The organism is Microbacterium sp. 22215 (assembly GCF_052045655.1).
GTDB classification, from domain to species: domain Bacteria; phylum Actinomycetota; class Actinomycetes; order Actinomycetales; family Microbacteriaceae; genus Microbacterium; species Microbacterium phyllosphaerae.
Genome location: NZ_JBQEPC010000009.1, coordinates 119,402 through 141,987, shown reverse-complemented (window position 1 = coordinate 141,987; position 22,586 = coordinate 119,402). Strand labels below are relative to the sequence as shown.

Sequence of the window (22,586 nt, the reverse complement as noted above, 5' to 3'; positions counted from 1 at the left end):
CTCTAGCCTGTTGCCGTGACCGCACACCCCGATGCCGGGACGATCTTCGACGCCGCAGTGGCTGAGCTGCGTGATATCGCGTTCCGCGCGGACATCACGATCCGTGAGATCCCCACGCCGCAAGGCCTCGCCCCGCACGCCCTCGCGCTCGCCGCCGACGTCCGCCCGGACGACGAGGGCGAGTCCGCCTACGGGACGGGCCGGTTCGTGCTGCTGCACGATCCGGACTCGCCGTCCGCGTGGGACGGCGCATGGCGGATCATCATCTTCGCCCAGGCGCCACTGGAGACGGAGATCGGCACCGACCCTCTCCTCGCCGACGTGACGTGGTCCTGGCTGGTCGACGCCCTCGACTCCCGTGGTGCCGGATATCACTCCGCGTCCGGCACATCGACCAAGACCCTCTCGAAGGGCTTCGGTTCCCTCGCGGTCGAAGGGGACGGCGCCCAGATAGAGTTGAGGGCGTCCTGGACACCCGATGGCCCGTTCCGACCGCACGTCGAAGCATGGGTGGAACTGGTCGGGATGCTGGCGGGTCTTCCGCCCGGTTCCGAGGGCATCGCCGTGATCGGCGCGCGAAAGGCAGCACGTGACTGAATACTCCGTGATCTCCGACGTCTCGGAGTTCCGTGCGGCGTGCGCCGCACTCGCCGCAGGCACAGGCCCTGTCGCCGTCGACGTCGAGCGGGCATCCGGATTCCGCTACTCCCAGCGCGCCTACCTCGTGCAGGTGTTCCGCCGCGACGCGGGGGTGTTCCTCTTCGACCCGCCGGCCCTGGGCGACTTCAGCCCCCTCCAGGAGGCGATCGGCGACGTGCAGTGGATCTTCCACGCCGCCAGCCAGGACCTCCCCTCGCTGCGCGAACTGGATCTGCTCCCCCCGTCGATCTTCGACACCGAGCTCGCCTCGCGCCTGCTCGGGCATGAGCGCGTCGGTCTCGCCGCCGTCGTCGAGAACACCCTGGGCATCACGCTGAAGAAGGAGCATTCGGCCGCGGACTGGTCCACCCGTCCGCTCCCCGCGGCCTGGCTCGAGTACGCGGCTCTCGATGTACTCCACCTGATCGACGTCTACGAGGCGCTCGAGGCCGAGCTCGAGGAGCAGGGCAAGACGGAGTTCGCCGCAGAGGAGTTCGCCGCGACCCTCACGCGACTCCCCAAACCGCCGCGCGAGGACCCGTGGCGCCGGCTGAGCGGACTCCACCAGGTACGCGGAGCCCGCAATCTCGCGGTCGCGCGATCGCTCTGGCAGGCACGAGAGGCCTTCGCTCAGGATCAGGACGTCTCTCCCGGTCGACTCGTTCCCGACCGGTCGCTGATCGCGGCCGTTCTGGCGAACCCGCAGAGCAAGCAGGCGCTCGCCGGTGTCAAGGACTTCCAGGGTCGCGCGAGCCGCACGCAGCTCGACCGCTGGTGGCAGGCGTTCGTCGACGGGCGTGCGACGGAGGAGCTTCCTCGCGAGCGCGTTCCCAGTGATGCCCTCCCGCCCCCTCGCGCCTGGTCCGACCGCAACCCCGAGGCTGATGCTCGACTCAAGGCCGCACGCCCCGTGATCGAGGCGACAGCAGAGGAACTCGGGATGCCGACCGAGAACCTGCTGACCCCGGACTACCTTCGCCGCGTGGCCTGGGACGTCCCCGGAACGACCCCGGAGGCCATCGGCGACGCCCTCGCCGCCCTCGGTGCGCGTCCGTGGCAGATTGCACAGACTGCACAGAAGATCGCCGACGCCTTTGTAGAAGCCGCGCAAACGCCCGACGAGACGCCCCCGACCGCTTCGTAGGTTCGATCCAAGCGATTCCTCCCGGTTTCCGGCCCTCCCTAGACTGAGGCCACCGCACAAACTTGGAGGCAGAGTGGCCGAGATCTCGGACGTCTTCTTCGTCGATGGAGTGCGCACCCCCTTCGGGCGCGCCGGCGAAAAGGGCATGTACTGGAACACCCGCGCTGATGACCTCGCCGTGAAGGCGACCATCGGCCTGATGGAGCGGAACGCGGCCGTGCCTGCCGACCGCATCGACGATGTCGCCATCGCGGCGACGAGTCAGACGGGCGACCAGGGCCTGACCCTGGGACGCTCGGTGGCCATCCTCGCCGGGCTCCCGCAGACGGTTCCCGGCCTCGCCGTCGAGCGCATGTGCGCCGGAGCGATGACCAGCGTCACGACCATGGGCGCGTCCATCGGTGTGGGCATGTACGACTTCGCCCTCGCCGGCGGCGTCGAGCACATGGGTCACCACCCGATCGGCGGCAATGCAGACCCCAACCCGCGTTTCGTGGCGGAGAAGATGGTCGACCCGGGCGCCCTGAACATGGGCGTCACGGCGGAGCGCATCTTCGATCGCTTCCCGCACCTCACCAAGGAGCGCTCCGACCGGTTCGGCATGCTCAGCCAGCACAAGGTGCAGGCCGCCTACGACGCCGGCAAGATCCAGCCCGATCTCGTGTCCGTCGCGACCAAGAGCGCCGACGGAGCCTGGGGCCTCGCCACGGAGGATGAGGGCCGTCGCCCCCAGACGACGATGGAGGACCTCGCGGCTCTCAAGACGCCGTTCCGTCCGCACGGTCGCGTGACCGCCGGCACCTCGTCTCCCCTGACCGACGGCGCGACGATGTCGCTGCTCGCCGGAGGCGGCGCCGTGAAGGAGTTCGGGCTCGCCCCGAAGATGCGCATGGTGTCGTTCGCCTTCGCGGGCGTCCAGCCCGAGATCATGGGCATCGGCCCGATCCCCTCGACCGAGAAGGCCCTGAAGAAGGCCGGGCTGACCATCGCCGACATCGGCCTGTTCGAGCTCAACGAAGCTTTCGCGATCCAGGTCATCTCACTGCTCGACCACTTCGGGATCGCCGACGACGATCCCCGCGTCAACCAGTGGGGCGGGGCGATCGCACTCGGACACCCGCTCGCGGCATCCGGTGTGCGTCTGATGATCCAGCTCGCGGCGCAGTTCGCCGAGCGCCCTGACGTGCGCTACGGCCTGACGGCCATGTGCGTCGGTCTCGGACAGGGCGGCTCCGTCATCTGGGAGAACCCGCACTTCGACGGCAAGAAGAGGAAGTAAGCGCCGATGGCACACTCGATTTCCGAACAGTACGCGAACGTCGACTTCTCCCCGATCCAGGCCCTCACCGAGGGTGAGGTGATCACGCACTCCCCCGTGCGCGACATCCGCCTCGCCTCGGGCAAGGTCCTCGCGCTGATCACCCTCGACAACGGACGCGACCACACGCGGCCGAACACGCTGGGTCCGGCGACGCTCACCGCTCTCGGCGAGACGCTCGACGGCCTCGCCGTCCGCGCCGCCGCCGGGGAGATCCAGGCGGTCGGCATCACCGGCAAGCAGTACATCCTGGCCGCAGGTGCCGACCTCTCCGACATCAGCAAGGTCGGCTCGCGTGACAACGCCCGCCTGATCGCGCAGCTCGGCCACAAGGTGCTGGGCAAGTTCGGCGAGCTCGGCGTTCCCTCGTTCGCGTTCGTGAACGGGCTCGCGCTCGGTGGCGGCCTCGAGATCGCGCTGAACTCCAGCTATCGCACGGTCGACGCGTCCGCCGCGGCGATCGCGCTGCCCGAGGTCTTCCTCGGGATCATCCCCGGCTGGGGTGGCGCCTACCTGCTGCCCAACCTGATCGGCATCGAGAATGCCCTCGAGGTCGTCATCTCGAATCCGCTGAAGCAGAACCGGATGCTGAAGCCGCAGCAGGCGTTCGACCTGGGCATCGTCGATGCGATCTTCCCCGCGGCGAACTACCTCGAGAACTCGCTCGCCTGGGCGGACGCGGTGCTCGGCGGCAAGAAGGTCGAGCGCAGGAACGAACCAGGAAAGATCGAGCGACTCACCAAGTGGCCGATCGCCGTCAAGATGGCGCGCGGGATGCTCGAATCGAAGATCGGGACCGTGCCGAAGTCGCCGTACGCCGCACTCGAGCTGCTCGACAAGGCGAAGAGCGGCACCAAGGCCGAGGGCTTCGCCCGAGAGGACGAGGCTCTCGCCGAGCTCGTGACGGGCGACCAGTTCGCGGCATCCATGTACGCGTTCGATCTCGTGCAGAAGCGCGCCAAGCGTCCCGTCGGCGCGCCCGACAAGGCTCTCGCGAAGAAGGTCACCAAGGTCGGCATCATCGGGGCGGGGCTCATGGCGAGCCAGTTCGCGCTGCTTTTCGTGCGCAAGCTCCAGGTGCCCGTGCTGATCACCGACCTCGACCAGGCGCGCGTCGACAAGGGCGTCGCCTACATCCACGAGGAGATCGGCAAGCTCGAGGGCAAGGGCCGCCTGGACACGGACTCCGCGAACAAGCTGCGTGCGCTCGTCACCGGCACGACCGACAAGAGCCTGTACGCGGACTGCGACTTCGTCATCGAGGCCGTGTTCGAGGAGGTCGGAGTCAAGCAGCAGGTCTTCGGTGAGATCGAGAAGATCATCGCCGAGGACGCGATCCTCGCGACCAACACCTCGTCGCTGTCGGTCGAGGAGATCGGTGCGAAGCTCGCTCACCCCGAGCGCCTCGTCGGCTTCCACTTCTTCAACCCGGTCGCCGTGATGCCGCTGATCGAGATCGTGAAGACGCCGACGACGTCCGAGGCGGCACTGTCGACCGCGTTCGTCGTCGCGAAGAACCTGGGCAAGAACGCGGTGCTCACCGCTGACGCCCCCGGATTCGTGGTGAACCGCCTGCTGGCCAAGGTCATGGGTGAGGCAGCGCGCGCGGTGTACGAAGGCACTCCGATCACGGATGTCGAGAAGGCGTTCGCGCCGCTCGGACTGCCGATGGGACCGTTCCAGCTGATCGACCTGGTCGGATGGAAGGTCGCCGCTCACGTGCAGGACACGATGGCGCACGCGTTCCCGGAGCGCTTCTACGCGAACGAGAACTTCCACGCCCTCGCGGAGCTCGACGCGGTGATCGAGAAGGACAAGGGAGGTCGGGTCACCGGCTGGACGAAGCAGGCCGAGAAGCTGCTGAAGCCCGCCGTCGGCAAGACTCCCGCGTCGGCCGAGACGATCCTGCAGCGGGTGCAGGACGGTCTCGCGAGCGAGATCAAGCTCATGCTCGACGAGGGGGTCGTACCCGAGGTCGAGGACATCGATCTGTGCCTCATCCTCGGCGCCGGCTGGCCGTTCATCGACGGTGGGGCCTCGCCCTACCTCGATCGTGAGGGCGCCTCGGAGCGCGCCTTCGGCGGAGAGTTCCACACGCCGCAGATCCGCGGTATCGAGAGCCGCTGATCGGATGCATCGACGGGGGTCGCGCTCGGCGCGGCCCCCGTCGTCATGTCTGCTGAACGGGGCGCCCGTCGACGTCGCCGGAGCGTGGCCAGAACGACATGGCGCGCTCTGCGAGCGCGGTGATCGTCAACGAGGGGTTCACGCCCGGATTCGCGGGGACCGCCGCCCCGTCGACGACGTGCAGCCCCGGGTGCCCCCACACGCGGTGGTATCGATCGACGACACCGGTCTCCGGCGACGCCGAGATGACGGCACCGCCGAGGAAGTGCGCGGTGAGCGGGATGCCGAAGACCTCAGGCCACGAGCCCCGCGCCTCTGCGGGCACTCCGCCCTCCTTCTGCACTCGGGCGGCGATCGCCGCGGCCGCTCGGTGCGCCTGCGGCAGATGGCTCGGGTTCGGCTCGCCGTGCCCCTGCCTGCTCGTCATGACCAGGCGGCCGAATCGTCGACGCAGTGACAGCGTGAGCGAGTTGTCGACGGTCTGCATGACGAGCGCGATGATGCCGCGTTCGCTCCAGTGCCGAAGCGACGCCAGGCGCACCTGTCGAATCGGCGCCCGCAGGAATCGCCCCACGAGAGTGCCCAGCCGACGACCGAGCGACGCACCTCCCGGCACCATGATCGACGCCAGTGCGCCCATCAGGTTGGACCCGGGTCCGTAGCGCACGTTCTCGACATGGGTGCGCTCGTCGACGTGGAAGGAGGTCGTGATGGCGACGCCCTTGGCGAGCTCGAGAGAAGTCGGAACCTCGGTCGCGATCGCGCCGTCGAGCGCTTCGGAGTTCGTCCTGGTGAGGCGCCCCACGGCATCCGAGATGCGAGGGAGCGCACCGCTCTGCTTCATGCGATGCAGCAGCTGCTGCGTGCCCCAGGTGCCCGCGGCCAGCACGACCTGACGCGCCCGCACGGTGCGGCGCTCCCGCCTGAGCCAGGCTCCGCTGCGCTCGGTCGTCACGGCGAAGCCGCCGCCCGCGAGCTCGCGCACCTCGGTGACCGTGCGGAGCGGCTCGATCACCGCCCCGCGGCGCTCCGCGAGTGCGAGGTAGTTCTTCATAAGCGTGTTCTTCGCGCCGACCCGGCACCCGACCATGCAGTTGCCGCAGAGCGTGCAGCCGGTGCGATCCGGGCCCTCTCCGTCGAAGAAGGGATCGGCTGTGCGCTCCCCCGGCTTTCCGAACCAGACGCCGACAGGCGCGCGTCGGAACGTGTCTCCGACGCCGAGGTCCTCGGCGGCCCCCGCCATGATGCGCTCGACGGGACCGGAGTGGGGATACCGCTCGACCACGCCCAGCATCCGCTTCGCCGTCGCGTAGTGCGGCGACAGCTCGGCATCCCAGTTCGCGAGCGCACTCCACTGAGGGTCCGTGAAGAACGCTCCGCCCGGCTGGTACAGCGTGTTCGCGTAGTTCAAGGATCCTCCGCCCACGCCCGCTCCGGCGAGGATCATCACGTGCGGCAGGCGATGGATGCGCTGGATGCCGAAGCAGCCGAGAGCCGGTGCCCACAGGTATCGGCGCACGTCCCAGCTGGTCTTCGCGAAGTCCTCGTCTTCGAACCGACGTCCCGCCTCGTAGACCAGCACCCGGTACCCCTTGTCGACGAGCCGCAGCGCGGAGACCGACCCGCCGAACCCGGAGCCGATCACGACCACGTCCTCATCGAACGCGGAATCACCGCGCGTGGTCGTACCCGCATCACGCATGATCCTCCTCCGTCGTCGCGGGCACCAGGACGGTCAGCGCGGCCGGTCGGATCCCGATCGTGCAGTCGTCCTCGCCGAGGCGCTCACCGTCGGCGTAGACGACGAGTCCCGGCGCGCTCACCCTCACCGAGCGAACGCGCCGGTGAACGACCTCTCGACGCGTCAGGTGCGTTCCTCGCAGCAGCAACGGGAACAGCCGCAGCAGACGACGCCTGCTCAGCGGCGCGACCTGCACGAGATCGAGCAGACCGTCGTCGGCGCTCGCACCGGCGCACACCGGCATCCCGCCCCCGTAGCTCGCCGTGTTGCCGACCGCGACGAGCGTGCCCGGAGCCGCGACAGGGTCCGAACCGTCGAGCGACACGGTGAACTCCATCGGACGAAGACGCAGGAGCTCGATCACGACAGCGAGGTAGTAGCGAAGCACCCCGTGCGGCCATCGGAGCCGGTTCGTGCGATCGCTGACCTTCGCGTCGAAACCGAGGGCCGCGATCGTGAGAAAAGGTGCGACGCGATCCGCAGTGCGGATCTCTCCGACATCGATCGCCCGCGAGACTCCCGAGAGGGCGACCTCTGCCGCTGCGACCGGGTCGTGCCGAGGAAGGCCGAGCGCCCGTGCGAGATCGTTCCCCGTTCCGGCGGGCACGAGCGCGACGGGTACCGCAGCCGAACAGACCATGTCGAGGATGCCTGAGAGCGTGCCGTCTCCGCCGACGACGACCAGCACTCGTGGATCCTCGCCGAGCGCCTGCGCCGCCAGCACCCGGCTCGACGCCGCAGAGTCGCCGCTGAAGACGCGGATGTCCGCGCCACGACCCCGCAGGTGGGCCAGTGCCGCGTCGGCCTCGCGCCCACCGCGTCCCTTGCCCGCGAAGGGGTTCGACAGCACAGCGATGTGGTCTGCCATGTCATCGCGTCCGATCAGACGAGATCACGGCACCGGGGTTGAGGATCCCCGTGGGGTCGAGCTCGCGCTTGATCGCGGCCAGGATCCGCACGCCGGTCTCGCCGATCTCCTGCTCCAGCCACGGGGCGTGATCGCGGCCGACGGCGTGGTGGTGGCTGATCGTGCCGCCGGTCGCGATGATCGCGTCGTTCGCACGCGTCTTCACCCGAGCCCACGCCGCCAGAGGGTCTGACCGGATGCCGGCCAGCACCGTGAAGTACAGCGATGCCCCCGTCGGGTAGATGTGGGAGACATGGCACATGACGTACGACTTGGCGCCGGCATCCGAGAATCCGTCTCGAAGCGCCGCGGCAACCGCCGACTTGAGCGCATGGAGGTTCGACCAGGTGGTCGCCGTCTCGAGCGTCTCGCAGAACACCCCGGCGTCCAGCAGCGCATCACGCAGATAGGGACCGTCGAAGCGTCCGTCCAGCCAGTCCTCAGCGCCCGATGCGCCCGACGAGGTTCCGCCGGCCGCGGCCAGCGACGCCGACGTCCGCGCCCGCCGCGCACCGATGCCCTCGCCTTCGTAGACGGTGACGACCTCGGCACCCTTCGAGAGTGCCTTGCCGATCCGGCCCACCTGCGCCAGGCTGACCGCGGTCTCAGCCTCGTCGGACAGTCGGATCACGGTCGGCCCGCCGCCCTGCTGTGCCACCTGCCGCAAGGCGTCCACGCCCGCGGTGAAATCCGGGAACGTCCAGGACTCGAGCACACGGTCACGAGGGATCGGATGGATCCGCACGCGGACTTCGGTGATCACCCCGAAGATGCCCTCGGAGCCGAGGAACACACGGATGAGGTCGGGACCCGCGGCCGACCCCGGTGATCTCCCGAGATCGATGTCACCGGTCGGCGTGGCCACCCGGATGCCGGTGACCATCGTGTCGAAGCGACCGTGACCCGCGGAATTCTGCCCCGACGACCGCGCCGCAGCGAACCCGCCGATCGTCGCGTAGCGGAAGCTCTGCGGGTAGTGCCCGAGTTCATACCCGTGCGCGGTGAGCAGTGCCTCCGCGTCCGGCCCGGTGGTTCCTGCGGCGAGGACGGCTTCACCGCTCACCTCGTCGAGCCGGAGAAGACCGGTGAGTCGACGCAGGTCGAGGCTGACCACGGCGTGGTGGCTCCCGCGCTCGGGATCGAGGGCGCCGACCACGCTCGTCCCGCCGCCGAAGGGAATCACCGCGACGCCGCGAGCAGCCGCGACTCCGAGCACGGCAGCGACCTGGTCGTGATCGCCGGGTCGGACCACCGCGTCCGGTGCTGTCTGATGGAGTCGTCGTCGCCGAAGCAGATCGGGTGTCGAGCGCCCGCCCGCGTGGCGGATCCGGGCCTCAGACGACACGTCGACGTGGCCGGTGCCGACGACATCGGTGAACGCATGAATGTCGGCAGGCAGCAGCGCAGAGGTCTCGAGCTGCACGTCCGCGAGCTCGACCGGCACCTCCGGCTTTCGGATCCGTCCGAGCAGCAGCGGGAGAAGCGCGCGCACGGCACGCGGCAGATCACCGGCCTTCGCGGGGTCGCCCCAGCCGTTCCACCGCATCTCCGATCGCTCGGCGACTCTGCCGTTCTCCTGACCCATGCGTTACAGTGTGACAGATCATGGAAGAACGTCAAGCGATTGCCGAAGCGCCACTCGCGGAGCAGCCGCACTGGGATGCCACCCAGTCGCGCATCCTCGACGCGGCCGACGAATTGATCAGCCGCCGAGGCGTGCACGGAGTGACGATCGCCGAGCTCGCACGCCGTGCAGGCCACAGCCGACCCACGATCTACCGCAGCTGGAGCGACGCCGACGACGTCGTACGGGCAGCTCTGCTCCGCCGGGTCGCCGGCATCGTCTCGCAGTTCCCGACCGAGCCGTTCACCCGACCCGATCTCGTCGACGATGTGCTTCGTTTCTCGGTCCTCTTCCGGACTGACGAGGTCTACGGGCGGTTGCTCGCGGACGAGCCGGAGGTCTTCACCCGCTACACGCTGCAGCGTGTCGGATCGAGTCAGCGCCTGATCCTGAGCTGGCTCGCCGCGGCGATCCGTGCAGCACAGCAGGGCGGCACGGTGAGGACGGGAGACGCGGACGCGATCGCGGTGATGCTGCTGCTCATCGCGCAATCGGCGGTGCTCTCGCACGGCACGGTCTCGGAGCTCATCTCCGAGGAATCGTGGGAGCGCGAGCTGCGCGCCGCTCTCGACGGGCTGCTCCGGCCGTGAACGCCCACTCCCCCGACCTCAACGTCGCGCGTCGGGCCGTCGAACTCGCTCGGGCCGCCGAGGAGGTCGTCGACGTGCTCGTGATCGGCGGAGGGATCACCGGTACGGGAGTCGCGCTCGACGCCGCGGCCCGGGGGCTGACCGTCACGCTGCTCGAAGCGGATGACCTCGCATTCGGCACGAGCCGATTCAGCTCGAAGCTCGTGCACGGCGGGCTCCGGTATCTCGCCACGGGCGATCTGGCGACCGCGAAGGAGAGTGCTTTCGAGCGGCACCTGCTGATGACGGTCATCGCTCCGCACCTCATCCGACCGCTCGGCCAGCTCCTTCCTTTCGCCTCCGGGGTGACCGCTCGACAACGCGCGGCCGGCGCCGCCGGCATGACCATGGGTGACCTGCTGCGGCTGCGCGCACGAACACCCCGCGCGATCCTGCCCGCCCCACGGATCATCTCCGCCCGCGCCGCGCATGATCTGGTCCCGGCTCTCGACCGCCGAGGGCTTCGCGGAGGCATGCTGTCGTACGACGGCCAGCTCGTCGATGATGCGCGACTGGTCGTGACCGTCGCCCGCACGGCCGCGAGTCTGGGCGCACGCATCCTCACCCGGGTCCGGGCACGGGAGCTGCGACGCGACGGAGCGATCGCCGAAGATGTCCTGACCGGCGAGACCCTCGACATCCGCGCCCGCAGCGTGATCAATGCCACGGGGGTGTGGGCCGGCACCCTCGACGAGTCGATCACCATGCGGCCCAGCCGTGGAACGCACATCGTGCTCGATGCCTCCGACCTCGGACGACCCTCGGCGGCGCTCACCATCCCGCATGAGGGGTCGATCAGCCGGTACGTGTTCGCCCTGCCGCAGCAGAGTGGACGCGTGATCGTCGGTCTCACCGACGAGGACGCCCCAGGACCCGTGCCGCCGATCGCGACCCCGACCGAGGGTGAGATCTCCTTCCTGCTCTCGACCCTGAACCGGGTGCTCGAGGAGCCGATCACGCGCGACCGGGTGCGTGGTGCCTTCGCGGGGCTCCGCCCACTCGTCGACACCGGCGCCGATGCCACCGCGGACATCTCCCGCCGACATATGGTCGCCGTCTCCGAGGCCGGGTTCATCAGCGTCCTCGGCGGCAAGCTGACCACGTATCGCCGGATGGCCGAGGATGCTGTCGATCTCGCGTCACGCGCGAGCGGCCTGAATGCCGGGCGGAGCACGACGGCATCCCTCCGGCTCACCGACACCGCTCGTGTGATGCAGGAGGTCCCGGACGATGAGGGCCCGTCACGCTCGCAGATCGACTTCGCCGTACGCGCGGAGGGCGCGATGACCGTCGACGATGTCCTCGATCGACGCACCCGCGTCGGCCTCGTCGACGCAGACCGTGACCGCGCCAGACCCGCAGTGGAAGCCCTGATCTCGGAGGTACTGGCCGAGCTCGCCTGACAGGCCCGAGGCCGGCCGAGCCGGCGGCGTATCCACCTCGGGGCGCCGCGGGGAACGCCGCGGGAACAGCGCGTGAACACCGGAGCCAGAGGCTCGCACGAGGCCGTGATGCCGCACTCGAGGGGGCACAGTGGTGTCATGGACATGCTCCTCACGATGCTGGGCGGTAAGGGAATGTCAGGTCTGTTCAAGACCGGCACGGCGATCCTCACCATCCTGCTGGTCGTCCCGGCCCTGCTGAAGATCTTCGTCGTCACGGTGGATGAAGGGTGGGCGGCGATCCGCACCCGCAACGGCAAGCCGATCATCCGCAACAGGCCGCAGCGTCGGCCCACCTCACGCGGGGGCGCGGTCGGCGAGGTCGTCGTGCTCGATCCCGGATCGCACGGGGCCTTCCCGCTGTTCTACTGGTACAAGCTCATCGACGTCCGCTGCCGCGCGACGGACCTGCCCGCCCGCGAGATGACCGGAGCGAGCGGGCATCAGCATCGCGTGCATGCGTCGTTCGAGTGGAGACCGCTGCCGACCGGCCGAGATCTCCGGGTGTTCGAGCTCGACGTCGTGAACGTGAACGAGCGCGCGTCGAACATCGTCGGGGCGGCGCTCCGAGACGTCATCCGGGGCCTCGACGGCGCCGAGCTGCCGCACAACGACGAGATCAACACACGGGTGATCGCCGCCAGCGCCGACGAGGTGCGACGCTCGTGCGGGGTCGAGCTCGTCCGCGTCATGGTCACGGGGGATGCGCTGACCGACGGCTACCTGCTCTCCACCGCGCTCCGCGATGCGGACCGTGGCGCCGAGGCCGTCGCGGCGCTCCACGCCCTCAACTGACGGCGCGCGGCCCGGATCTCGGCCGCGGCTGCCGGGGATCAGCTCCGCTCGTGCAGCGGAACGTCGACCGTGCCGGTCTCTCCCGACTGGCGGGCGACCGGGATGCGAGTGCCGAGAACCTGGGCGACGACGTCCTGCGCGATCTTGGATGCCGTGAGCCCGGCATCCGCGAGGATCTGATCGCGCGAGGCGTGATCGATGAACTCGTCGGGCAGACCCAGCTCGTCGACCGCCGTGTCGATGCCCGCCTCGCGGAGCACCTGACGCACGCGCGTGCCGATGCCTCCCACGCGGATTCCGTCTTCGAGCGTGATGACGAGGCGATGACGCGCCGCCATGCTGACGATCGAGGGCTGCACCGGGATCGCCCAGCGGGGGTCGATGACCGTCGCTCCGATTCCCTGGGCACGGAGACGCTCGGCGACGTCCATCGCGAGAGCGGCGAACGGGCCGATCGCCACGAGCAGCACATCTTCGGACTCGCCGCGGGCGAGCACGTCGACACCGTCGTGCAGGCGTTCGACGGCGGGCAGCTCGGGCGCGACGTCGCCCTTCGGGAAGCGGATCACGGTCGGTGCATCCTCGACGAGCACTGCCTCGTCGAGCGCCTCCTGCAGGCGCGCTCCGTCTCGCGGGGCGGCGATGCGGATGTGCGGGACGATCTGCAGCATCGCGAGGTCCCACATGCCGTGGTGGCTGGGCCCGTCGGGACCGGTCACTCCCGCGCGATCGAGGACGAAGGTGACGCCTGCGCGGTGCAGGGCGACATCCATGAGCACCTGATCGAAGGCGCGGCCCATGAAGGTCGCGTACAGGGCGACGACCGGGTGCAGGCCGCCGAACGCGAGCCCTGCCGCGGATGCCACGGCGTGCTGCTCGGCGATCCCCACGTCGTACACACGGTCGGGGAACCGCTCGGCGAACGGAGCGAGTCCTGTCGGGCGCAGCATCGCGGCCGTCATCGCGATGACGTCGGAGCGTCGTTCTCCGACCGAGACGAGCGCGTCGGAGAACACGTCGGTCCAGCCGGTCCCGCTCGACGAGAGGGTCTCGCCCGTGGTCGGATCTATGCGCCCGACGGCATGGAACTGATCGGCCTCGTCGTCGCGAGCCGGCTGGTAGCCGCGCCCCTTCTCGGTGATGGCGTGCACGATGACGGGAGCACCGAACGACTTCGCGAGCTCGAGGGTCTCGAGCAGCGCGGGAAGGTCGTGTCCGTCGACCGGGCCGAGGTACTTGATGTCGAGATTGGAATACAGGGCTTCGTTGTTCGTGAAGCGCGAGAGGAAGCCGTGGGTCCCTCCCCGCACACCGCGGAAGACGGCGCGGCCGACGGGTCCGAAGGCGCGGAAGAGGCGATCCGACTTGTGGTGCAGCTCCTTGTACGCCGCGGCGGTGCGCACCCGATTGAGGTAGCGCGACATACCGCCGATGGTCGGCGCGTACGAGCGTCCGTTGTCGTTGACCACGATGACGAGATTGCGGTCGTTGTCGTCGGAGATGTTGTTGAGCGCCTCCCACGTCATACCGCCGGTCAAGGCGCCGTCGCCGACCACCGCGACCACATGGCGATCTGCACGACCGGTCGCGGTGAGGGCACGTGAGACGCCGTCCGCCCAGCTCAAAGAGCTCGATGCGTGGGACGACTCGACGACGTCGTGCGGGCTCTCGGAGCGCTGCGGGTAGCCTGCGAGCCCTCCGCGGACGCGCAACGACGAGAAGTCCTGACGGCCGGTCAGCAGCTTGTGCACATACGACTGGTGACCGGTGTCGAAGATGAAGGGGTCGTCGGGAGACGAGAAGACACGATGCAGCGCGATCGTCAGTTCGACGACGCCGAGGTTCGGACCCAGGTGGCCACCCGTACGAGAGACGTTCTCGACGAGGAACTCGCGGATCTCCCCTGCGAGCTCGATGAGCTGGTCCTCGGACAGAGAGTCGAGGTCACGGGGTCCTGAGATGCTCGGAAGAATCGGCATCTGCACCTCCTCATAGGCACCGTTCGCGGCATCCGATTCCAGTACGGACGCCTGCTCGATCCTACCCCGGGCATCCGGGAAAGCTCGGAGAGCGACTCCCCCTTGACACCGGCCCTGAGACGCGGAAAGGGCCCGGTTCCGGAGAACCGAGCCCTGTCCGAGCGTGCGATCAGACCAGCGAACGCAGCACGTACTGCAGGATGCCGCCGTTGCGGTAGTAGTCCGCCTCACCGGGGGTGTCGATGCGGACGACCGCGTCGAACTCCACGACCTGCTTGCCCTCGGGCGAGTCGACGGTCGGGGTGGCGGTCACGCGGACCGTCTTCGGTGTCGTGCCGTTGTTGAGCTCCTCGAGACCGGAGATCGAGACGACCTCGGTACCGTCGAGACCCAGCGACTCCCAGCTCTCGCTGGCCGGGAACTGCAGCGGGACGACGCCCATGCCGATCAGGTTCGAGCGGTGGATGCGCTCGAAGCTCTCGGTGATGACCGCCTTGACGCCCAGCAGGCTCGTGCCCTTGGCCGCCCAGTCGCGCGACGAGCCGGAGCCGTACTCCTTGCCACCGAAGATGACGAGAGGGGTGCCCTGCTCCTGGTAGTTCATGCTCGCGTCGTAGATGTACGACTGCGGGCCGCCCTCCTGGGTGAAGTCGCGGGTGTATCCGCCCTCGACGACCTGGCCGTCGTTGACGGCCGAGACCATCATGTTCTTCAGACGGATGTTCGCGAACGTTCCGCGGATCATGACCTCATGGTTGCCTCGACGCGAACCGAAGGAGTTGAAGTCCTTGCGGTCGACGCCGTGCTCGGTGAGGTACTGAGCGGCGGGCGTGCCGGCCTTGATGTTTCCGGCGGGCGAGATGTGGTCGGTGGTGACCGAGTCGCCCAGGGTCGCCATGACGCGCGCGCCCTCGATGTCGCGCACCGGGGTGAGCTCCATCGTCATCCCGTCGAAGTAGGGCGCCTTGCGCACGTACGTCGAGTTCTCGTCCCACTGGAAGATGTCGTCGTCCGGAGTGGGCAGGCTGCGCCAGCGCTCGTCACCGTCGAAGACGGTCGCGTACTGCTTGATGAACTGCTCGCGGGAGATCGACGAGTCGACCAGCTCCTGAACCTCGGCCGGCGTGGGCCAGATGTCCTTGAGGAAGACGTCTTCGCCGTCGGTGCCCTTGCCGAGCGCGTCGTTCTCGAAGTCGAAGTGCATCGACCCCGCGAGCGCATAGGCGATGACCAGTGGCGGGCTGGCCAGGTAGTTCATCTTCACGTCGGGGCTGATGCGCCCCTCGAAGTTGCGGTTGCCCGAGAGCACGGCGGTCACCGCGAGGTCGTGGTCGTTGATGGCCGCGGAGACCTCTTCGATCAGGGGGCCCGAGTTGCCGATGCAGATCGTGCAGCCGTAGCCGACGGTGTAGAAGCCGAGACCCTCGAGGTCCTTGTCGAGTCCGGACTTCTCGTAGTAGTCCGTGACGACCTTCGAGCCGGGGCCGAGTGTCGTCTTGACCCACGGCTTCTGCTTGAGGCCCTTCTCGAGCGCCTTGCGGGCGACAAGCCCTGCGGCGATCATGACCGACGGGTTCGAGGTGTTCGTGCACGACGTGATCGCCGCGAGCGTGACGGCACCGTTGTCGAGGATGTACTTCTCACCCGACGGCGTGGTGACCGGCACGGGCTTGGAGGCGTTGGCGGGGGCGCCGCTGTTGATGTGCACCGGACGCGTCGTGGTCGGCTCCTCCTCGCCGGGCACCGAACCGGGGTCGGATGCCGGGAAGGAGTGCTTCGACTCGAGGTCGACGACGGAGTCCGAGGTCGATGCCGAGGCGTACGAGAGGATGTCGTGCTCGAACTGCGACTTCGCCTCGGAGAGGAGGATGCGGTCCTGCGGGCGCTTCGGGCCTGCGATCGACGGCACGACGGTGCCGAGGTCGAGCTCGAGGTACTCGCTGAAGGTGGGCTCGTGAGAGGCGTCGTGCCAGAGCTTCTGCTCCTTGGCGTACGCCTCGACGAGTGCGACGGCCTCGTCGCTGCGACCGGTCAGGCGCAGGTAGTCGAGCGTGACGTCGTCGATCGGGAAGATCGCGGCGGTGGAGCCGAACTCCGGCGACATGTTTCCGATCGTGGCACGGTTGGCCAGCGGCACGGATGCCACGCCCTCGCCGTAGAACTCGACGAACTTGCCGACGACGCCGTGCTTGCGCAGCAGGTCGGTGATGGTGAGCACGACGTCGGTCGCCGTCACGCCGGCCGGGATCTCGCCCGAGAGCTTGAATCCGACGACGCGCGGGATGAGCATCGACACGGGCTGGCCGAGCATCGCAGCCTCGGCCTCGATGCCGCCGACGCCCCAGCCCAGCACACCCAGGCCGTTGACCATCGTGGTGTGCGAGTCGGTGCCGACGCAGGTGTCGGGGTACGCGCGCAGCACGCCGTCGACGTCGCGGTCGTAGATGACCTTGGCCAGGTGCTCGATGTTCACCTGGTGCACGATGCCCGTTCCGGGCGGGACGACCTTGAAGTCGCTGAAGGCCGTCTGGCCCCAGCGGAGGAACTGATAGCGCTCGCCGTTGCGCTCGTACTCGATCTCGACGTTGCGCTCGAGCGCGTTCTCGGAGCCGAAGAGATCGGCGATGACCGAGTGGTCGATGACCATCTCTGCCGGCGAGAGCGGGTTGATCTTGTTCGCATCGCCGCCGAGCGCCGTGACGGCCTCGCGCATGGTGGCGAGATCGACGATGCACGGAACACCGGTGAAGTCCTGCATGACCACGCGGGCCGGCGTGAACTGGATCTCGGTGCTCGGTTCTGCCGCAGCATCCCATGAACCCAGTGCTTCGATCTGCGCCTTCGTCACATTCGCGCCGTCCTCGGTGCGAAGCAGGTTCTCAAGGAGCACCTTGAGGCTGAACGGGAGCTTGTCGAAACCGGGCACCGTGTCGATGCGGAAGATCTCGTAGTCGGTGCTGCCGACCGTCAGGGTGCTCTTGGCACCGAAGCTGTTCACCGTGGACACGAATCCGTCTCCTTCTATTCGGATGGGAGCGACAGGCGCCTCCATCTTGCTCGCCAGCGAGCCCCTGCGGCTAGCAAGGCAGACCTAACCAGTCTGCTCCGCTCAGCCTCCAGGCGAAAGCCTGCAATTTATCTTGATGTCAAGATAAATCTATCACGACTGCGCAGGCGCCTCGGCATCCGACGCGCGCGGATACAGCGCGCGCACGACGAGCCAGGTGACTGCGATCAGGGGCGCGAACAGGGGCAGGCCCATGATCAGCTTCAGTGTTCCGAGTGCCGTGACGTCACCGGCGAGGTACAACGGCAGCTGCACGGCGAGCCGAGCGAAGAAGAGTGCGGCCCAGGCGACTCCGAGCCAGAGGAAGGCGCGCCGCTTGCGGCGGTCGCCGCGCCAGGCGGTGCCCTCCCCCATCAGGAATCCGACCGCGAGGCCGATGAGCGACCATCCGATCAGAGCGGAGACGAGCATCGCCGATCCGTATACGGCGTTCGTGATCAATCCGGGAACGAAGTTGTCCTCACCCCGTCCTGTCCACAGAGCGAGCGCTGCGGCCGCGGCCNCGGCGACCAGACCGCCGATCGCGGCGGACGGCGGCGACTTCTGCACCAGTCGCACCACGGTGAAGACGGCCGCGAGACCGACCGAGACCCCCAGCGGGAGGATCAGAGGCTCGGGACGGATCGTGAAGAGGATGACGAACGCGAGGCTCGGCAGGACGGACTCGAGGATGCCTCGCCACCCGCCGATCGCCGACCACACCACCTTGTGGGTCGCGCCGCTCTCGTTCGGGTCGAGCCCTGCGCGGCGAGCTGCGCCCCCGAGGGCCGCTCCGACGATGTCCGACGCGCTCTGTTCGCGATCGGGCTGGGAGGCCGGGATGCTCACGCCGAGCCGGGGGTGGCGGGCATCTTCAGCGGGATCAGGTCGCGCGGCGGCATCGGAGCGCCACCGCGGACGACCACGATCGACCGGAAGAGGTCCTCGACCTTGGCAGCGGCCTCGAGATCGGAGGTGGCGGCGCCACCGATCACTCCGCGGAGGAACCAGCGGGGGCCGTCGATGCCGATGAATCGGGCGAGCCGAAGCTCGGAGCCCTCGTTCGCGGCGGCCGGCACCTCGGCGAGCAGTTCCTTGCCGAGGGAGCCCTCACGTTCCTCCACGCGACCACCCTGCGAGCGGACCTGATCGCGCAGCTGCACGCGGGTCTCGTCCCACAGGCCACCGGAGCGCGGTGCGGCGAACGGCTGCACCTGCAGCGAGGAGTCGGCGTAGTCGAGGCCGACGGCGACGATCCGCTTGGACTGCTCCTCGACCTCCAATCGGAGGTTGAGGCCCTCGCGCGGCAGGATCTTGATCCCGCCGAGGTCGATGTACGGGCGGACCGGGTTCGCCTCGGAGTCGTCGAAGGGACCCTGGGTCGCACGGTCGTCCGGAGCCGACTTCGATGGCGTCGCGTTGTTGTCAGTCATTGGTGTGTCCTGCCGAAGGGGAATGGGATCCTGCCTGGTAGCCGGTCGAGCCGAAGCCACCCTCGCCGCGGACGCTCTCGGGAAGCTCCTCGACCGGGATGAACGTCGCACGCGTCACGGGCATCACGATCAGCTGCGCGATGCGATCGCCGACGGCCACATCGTACGCGCTGCGGATGTCGGTGTTGATCAGGCTCACCTTGATCTCGCCCCGGTACCCGGCATCGACCGTGCCCGGCGAGTTGACGATCGAGATCCCGTGCTTGGCGGCGAGGCCGCTGCGCGGCACCACGAATGCCGCGTATCCCTCGGGCAGTGCGATGCGCACGCCCGTCGCGACGAGCGCACGCTCCCCGGGGCCCAGGTGGACGGCCTCGGCCGACACCAGATCCGCTCCGGCATCGCCGGGGTGGGCGTAGCCGGGCACCACAGAGGCGATAATGGGGACATCAACCGAATCAGTCACCCCACGAGGCTAATGCAGAACATCGCTCCTGACACGCGGACCCGCTACCGCGAGAGACTGTCCCCCAGCCTGTGGCTGCTGGTGACGGTCGCTCTCGCCGGCCCGATGGTCGCGCTCATCTTCGTCCCCGTCGGCTCCACGATCGCGTTGATCGTCGGAGCCGCCGTCTCGGCGCTGCTCGTGGTCGCCTTCATCTTCTTCACTCCGGTGGTCTCGGTCGACGGCCAGGTCCTTCGTGCGGGCAGAGCCCACATCGAGACTCGACACCTCGGCCGGCCGACGGCTCTGACCGACGAGGATGCGCGCCAGGCGCGCGGACCGGGGCTGCCCGCTCGCGGATGGCACCTCATCCGCGGCGGCGTCGACGGCGTGGTCGTCGTGCCCAACATCGACCCGGACGACCCGGTCGACACCTGGACCATCTCGAGCAGGACTCCCGACCGCCTCGCGGCCGCGATCACCGCATCGCAGGCCTGACCCAGCGCGCGGCCGACGACCGCCGAAAGAACGACGCGCCCCTGACCGGAAGGTCGGGGGCGCGTGAATTCTCGCTACGGTGCGCTCAGGCGGCGCACTCCTTGCAGATGGGGCCGGAGGCTCCCTCGTGGTCGAGCTGAGAACGGTGCTTCACCAGGAAGCAGTTCATGCAGGTGAATTCGTCCTGCTGCGCGGGCAGCACGACGACATCGAGCTCGAGATCGGAAAGGTCGGCTCCGGGAAGATCGAAGCTGGACGGATTGTCCGCATCCTCGTCTCCCGAAGAGCCGGAGAGCTTGTCCGGCACACGCTCCTTGAGGGCTTCGATCGACTCGGAGTCGTCTTCACTCTTGCGGGGGGCGTCGTAGTCGGTTGCCATGTGGTGAATCTCCACTTTCATGCGAGTGGGTGGTGCGCCGTCGGGGTAATCGGCGGCCATAGTTTGCACGACTGCGGAGCAATAAGCAAATGCCCGTGCGTGCGACAGACCAAACTCACGGCACGCCCAGAGTATTCCCGGCTCGGAGGCACCCCGCGTGACACCATGAATGCACACCCATCAGAGGGGCATTCGCATGGAAAACGTCACCATCGTCGGCACAGAAGCAGGTCTGCTCGTACTCGCGACAGAGTCGGGCGAGCGCTTCGCGCTGCCCATCGACGACGTCCTGCACCGGGAGATCCGGCGGGCGACACGCCAGAGCGAACCCACGGCTCAGCGGCTCGCGGCGAGTCCGCGTGACATCCAGGCGCAGATCCGTGCGGGTCTCACCGCGCCCGAAGTGGCCGAGCTCCTCGGCATCAGCGTCGACGACGTCATCCGCTTCGAAGCGCCGGTTCTCGCTGAGCGCGAACACGTGATCGGCCAGGCCCTCGCGGTGCCCGTCCTCATCGGCAGCGATGTCGAGCCCGACGCTCAGCCGACCTTCGGCACCGCCATCCGCGCCAAGCTCTCCGAGGTCGAGGCCTCAGCCGAGCGCTGGGCGAGCTGGAAGGGCGAGAGCGGCTGGATCATCAAGCTCGAGTTCACCGCGAGCGACGTCGACCATGACGCGCGCTGGAGCTTCGATCCCCGACGCAGCGCGCTGTCGCCGCTCAACGCTGACGCGACCCAGCTGTCGCGGCAGGGTTCGCTCCCCGAGGGCCTCATCCCTCGCCTTCGTGCTGTCGAGGCCGAGCGACAGGCCTCGCCGTACAAGGATGAGAGCCGCTTCGACTCCGGAGCCTTCGGCCCGCGCCTCGTCGCTGCTGCCGAGTTCGAGAGCGACGAGGTCGCTCCGCCCGAGCGGTCGACGGCGGCGGTCCAGGACGCGGCGATCAAGCGCGCACCCGACTCCGCGACCACGAGCCCCGAGACCGCCGATCTGCTCGAGGCTCTGCGCCGTCGGCGCGGTCAGCGGGAGACGGCCCCGGTCCTCGAATCGTCCGATGAGGACGAGACCGACCGCAACCCCATCGCACTGTTCGACGCCTTCGACAGCTCCGAGCCGGAAGACGACGAGCCCGAAGTCGCCCCCGAACCCTCCACCGAGAACAGCGGCCGCCGCAAGCGCCGCAATGCGATGCCGTCGTGGGACGAGATCGTCTTCGGGGCTCGCACCGACGAGTAACGCCGACGAGTAGCGCCGGCGAGAAGGGCCGTCGCGACGTCCGTCAACGGGCGAAGGCTCCGAACCGCAGCAGCGGCACCTGACGCTCCTCCGGAGTGAGACCGCCGTGCTGACCGATCATGCCGCGGCTGCGCTGATCGTGCGCCGTGCCGTCGTACACCGCGCCGTTGCCCCTGGCCACGACGAGGAGATCGCCGATCCTCGACGAGGCGGCATCGCTCACCTCCGGCCCGAACAGCCCCGAGGCGATCACCTCACCTCGGGTGCCCACATCGGCCCGCCCGTCGAGGTCCCTCGTCCACCGATCCGCCACCTCGGAGGCGTCGACATCGGGCTCGAGGTAGACGTGCAGCATCCGGGGTTCTCCGCCGAAGTGCCGCACTCCCTCGAGGTGCTCGGCCTCGAGCACGATCTGTCGGTGCGCCGGCACATCCACCATGCCGTGATCCGACGTGACGAGCACACCGACGCCCGGCGGCACACGCCGAGACAGCGCAGCGTCGATCTCTTCGAGTGCCGACACCCACTGCACGGAGTCGAGTCCGTACCGGTGACCGGCCTTGTCGGCCTCAGGGAGGTAGCAGTAGACCACGGAGCCGGGGTGCCGTTCGGCCAGCTCGTAGGCGACCTCGACGCGCTCCGCGGGTGTCTGTGCTGCGACGAAGTCGGCGCCGCGCAACGTGGCGCGTGTGAAGCCGCTGGCCGCGTACGCGGCGACGCCGACGGCGAAAGCCGGCCTGCCCTCGGCGCGGGCCCGCTCGAAGATGGTCGGCGCGGCCTGCCAGGTGGCGGGATCCAGGCCCTCGGATTCCCAGCCGGTGAGCTGGTTCACCAGGACGCCCTGTGCGGGGTCGAGCACGCGGTACCCGACCAGTCCGTGCTGCCCCGGCCATGCCCCGGTGAGGATGCTCGTGAGCGCCGCCGCGGTGGTCGATGGGAACACCGACTGCGCCACGTCCTTCTTCGCCATGCCCGCCGTCAGCCCCCTGGCGTGTCCGGCGTGGGCGCGCAGGCTGATGGCGCCGAGTCCGTCGATGAGCACGAGCACGACGGATTCAGCGCGCTGCAGGGCCGCGGATTCGCCGCGGAGAGCGGCGAACACGTCGTCCGCCACCCCGACGACGCTCCGGGCTGCGGGCGACTCGGACGGTAGAATGATGGGCATCCGAGCCAGTCTGACACAGGCTCCCGTACGCCCTCAGCCTCGCA

Annotated in this window: 19 protein-coding genes; 9 read left to right on the top strand and 10 right to left on the bottom strand. The window is 68.7% G+C overall.

The features are described 5' to 3' along the window. Window positions 1-15 precede the first annotated feature (15 nt). The 4 genes from ACTJKH_RS14775 (at window position 16) to ACTJKH_RS14760 (ending at window position 5,228) form a co-directional block, all read left to right on the top strand. A complete protein-coding gene (locus ACTJKH_RS14775; protein WP_210098048.1) occupies window positions 16-597 on the top strand; it encodes a DUF3000 family protein in 582 nt (193 codons plus the stop codon). Then, window positions 590-1,783: an HRDC domain-containing protein gene (locus ACTJKH_RS14770; RefSeq protein WP_440737536.1), complete on the top strand. Its 1,194-nt coding sequence runs from the start codon at window positions 590-592 to the stop codon at window positions 1,781-1,783. The genes ACTJKH_RS14775 and ACTJKH_RS14770 overlap by 8 nt, the downstream gene beginning before the upstream one ends. 73 nt (window positions 1,784-1,856) lie before the next feature. Beyond that, a complete protein-coding gene (locus ACTJKH_RS14765; protein WP_440737535.1) occupies window positions 1,857-3,062 on the top strand; it encodes a thiolase family protein in 1,206 nt (401 codons plus the stop codon). A 6-nt stretch (window positions 3,063-3,068) separates the two neighbouring features. Beyond that, a complete protein-coding gene (locus ACTJKH_RS14760) occupies window positions 3,069-5,228 on the top strand; it encodes a 3-hydroxyacyl-CoA dehydrogenase NAD-binding domain-containing protein (protein WP_440737534.1) in 2,160 nt (719 codons plus the stop codon). A gap of 43 nt (window positions 5,229-5,271) precedes the next feature. On the opposite strand, the gene ACTJKH_RS14755 is transcribed toward ACTJKH_RS14760, so the two are convergent. From ACTJKH_RS14755 to ACTJKH_RS14745, 3 genes are read right to left on the bottom strand one after another with little or no spacing between them, the layout of a single operon-like run. Next, window positions 5,272-6,930, bottom strand: coding sequence for a GMC oxidoreductase (locus tag ACTJKH_RS14755; RefSeq protein ID WP_440737533.1), 1,659 nt, complete (start codon window positions 6,928-6,930; stop codon window positions 5,272-5,274). Next, window positions 6,923-7,837 (bottom strand): diacylglycerol kinase family protein, encoded by a 915-nt coding sequence (locus ACTJKH_RS14750; RefSeq protein WP_440737532.1) that lies wholly within the window; start codon window positions 7,835-7,837, stop codon window positions 6,923-6,925. The genes ACTJKH_RS14755 and ACTJKH_RS14750 overlap by 8 nt, the downstream gene beginning before the upstream one ends. A gap of 1 nt (window position 7,838) precedes the next feature. After that, window positions 7,839-9,461, bottom strand: coding sequence for an FAD-binding oxidoreductase (locus ACTJKH_RS14745; RefSeq protein ID WP_440737531.1), 1,623 nt, complete (start codon window positions 9,459-9,461; stop codon window positions 7,839-7,841). Window positions 9,462-9,481: 20 nt separating this feature from the next. Here ACTJKH_RS14745 and ACTJKH_RS14740 point away from each other — a divergent pair, with 20 nt between their 5' ends. From ACTJKH_RS14740 to ACTJKH_RS14730, 3 genes are all read left to right on the top strand, one after another. Then, the gene (locus ACTJKH_RS14740) at window positions 9,482-10,090 is read left to right on the top strand and encodes a TetR/AcrR family transcriptional regulator (protein ID WP_440737530.1); all 609 of its coding nucleotides are present in this window, start codon (window positions 9,482-9,484) and stop codon (window positions 10,088-10,090) included. Continuing rightward, window positions 10,087-11,532 carry a glycerol-3-phosphate dehydrogenase/oxidase gene (locus ACTJKH_RS14735; RefSeq protein WP_440737529.1) on the top strand — a complete coding sequence of 482 codons (1,446 nt, stop codon included), beginning with the start codon at window positions 10,087-10,089 and terminating at the stop codon, window positions 11,530-11,532. Before ACTJKH_RS14740 ends, ACTJKH_RS14735 begins: the two co-directional genes overlap by 4 nt. A 138-nt stretch (window positions 11,533-11,670) precedes the next feature. Beyond that, window positions 11,671-12,366, top strand: coding sequence for an SPFH domain-containing protein (locus ACTJKH_RS14730; protein ID WP_210098056.1), 696 nt, complete (start codon window positions 11,671-11,673; stop codon window positions 12,364-12,366). A gap of 38 nt (window positions 12,367-12,404) precedes the next feature. Here the strand turns inward: ACTJKH_RS14730 and dxs are convergent, their stop codons facing one another. The 5 genes from dxs to dut form a co-directional block, all read right to left on the bottom strand. After that, window positions 12,405-14,345, bottom strand: coding sequence for a 1-deoxy-D-xylulose-5-phosphate synthase (gene dxs, locus ACTJKH_RS14725; RefSeq protein WP_440737528.1), 1,941 nt, complete (start codon window positions 14,343-14,345; stop codon window positions 12,405-12,407). Window positions 14,346-14,514: 169 nt separating this feature from the next. Next, on the bottom strand, window positions 14,515-17,352 hold the full coding sequence (locus tag ACTJKH_RS14720; protein ID WP_440737527.1) for an aconitate hydratase: 2,838 nt from the start codon (window positions 17,350-17,352) through the stop codon (window positions 14,515-14,517). A gap of 153 nt (window positions 17,353-17,505) precedes the next feature. Then, a complete protein-coding gene (locus ACTJKH_RS14715; RefSeq protein WP_440737526.1) occupies window positions 17,506-18,240 on the bottom strand; it encodes a DUF3159 domain-containing protein in 735 nt (244 codons plus the stop codon). Next, window positions 18,237-18,824: a DUF3710 domain-containing protein gene (locus ACTJKH_RS14710; protein ID WP_440737525.1), complete on the bottom strand. Its 588-nt coding sequence runs from the start codon at window positions 18,822-18,824 to the stop codon at window positions 18,237-18,239. Before ACTJKH_RS14710 ends, ACTJKH_RS14715 begins: the two co-directional genes overlap by 4 nt. Then, window positions 18,817-19,290, bottom strand: coding sequence for a dUTP diphosphatase (gene dut / locus ACTJKH_RS14705; protein ID WP_210098061.1), 474 nt, complete (start codon window positions 19,288-19,290; stop codon window positions 18,817-18,819). The genes ACTJKH_RS14710 and dut overlap by 8 nt, the downstream gene beginning before the upstream one ends. A 12-nt stretch (window positions 19,291-19,302) precedes the next feature. Here dut and ACTJKH_RS14700 point away from each other — a divergent pair, with 12 nt between their 5' ends. Next, a complete protein-coding gene (locus ACTJKH_RS14700) occupies window positions 19,303-19,767 on the top strand; it encodes a DUF3093 domain-containing protein (protein ID WP_440737524.1) in 465 nt (154 codons plus the stop codon). Between the two features lie 85 nt (window positions 19,768-19,852). On the opposite strand, the gene ACTJKH_RS14695 is transcribed toward ACTJKH_RS14700, so the two are convergent. Beyond that, entirely contained in the window at window positions 19,853-20,146 is a 294-nt protein-coding gene (locus ACTJKH_RS14695; protein ID WP_042540214.1) for a DUF4193 domain-containing protein, read from the bottom strand. A 196-nt stretch (window positions 20,147-20,342) separates the two neighbouring features. On the opposite strand from ACTJKH_RS14695, the gene sepH reads away from it, so the two are divergent. Continuing rightward, window positions 20,343-21,377, top strand: coding sequence for a septation protein SepH (gene sepH / locus ACTJKH_RS14690; protein WP_440737523.1), 1,035 nt, complete (start codon window positions 20,343-20,345; stop codon window positions 21,375-21,377). A 43-nt stretch (window positions 21,378-21,420) separates the two neighbouring features. On the opposite strand, the gene ACTJKH_RS14685 is transcribed toward sepH, so the two are convergent. Next, the gene (locus tag ACTJKH_RS14685) at window positions 21,421-22,542 is read right to left on the bottom strand and encodes an alkaline phosphatase family protein (RefSeq protein ID WP_440737522.1); all 1,122 of its coding nucleotides are present in this window, start codon (window positions 22,540-22,542) and stop codon (window positions 21,421-21,423) included. Window positions 22,543-22,586: the final 44 nt, after the last annotated feature.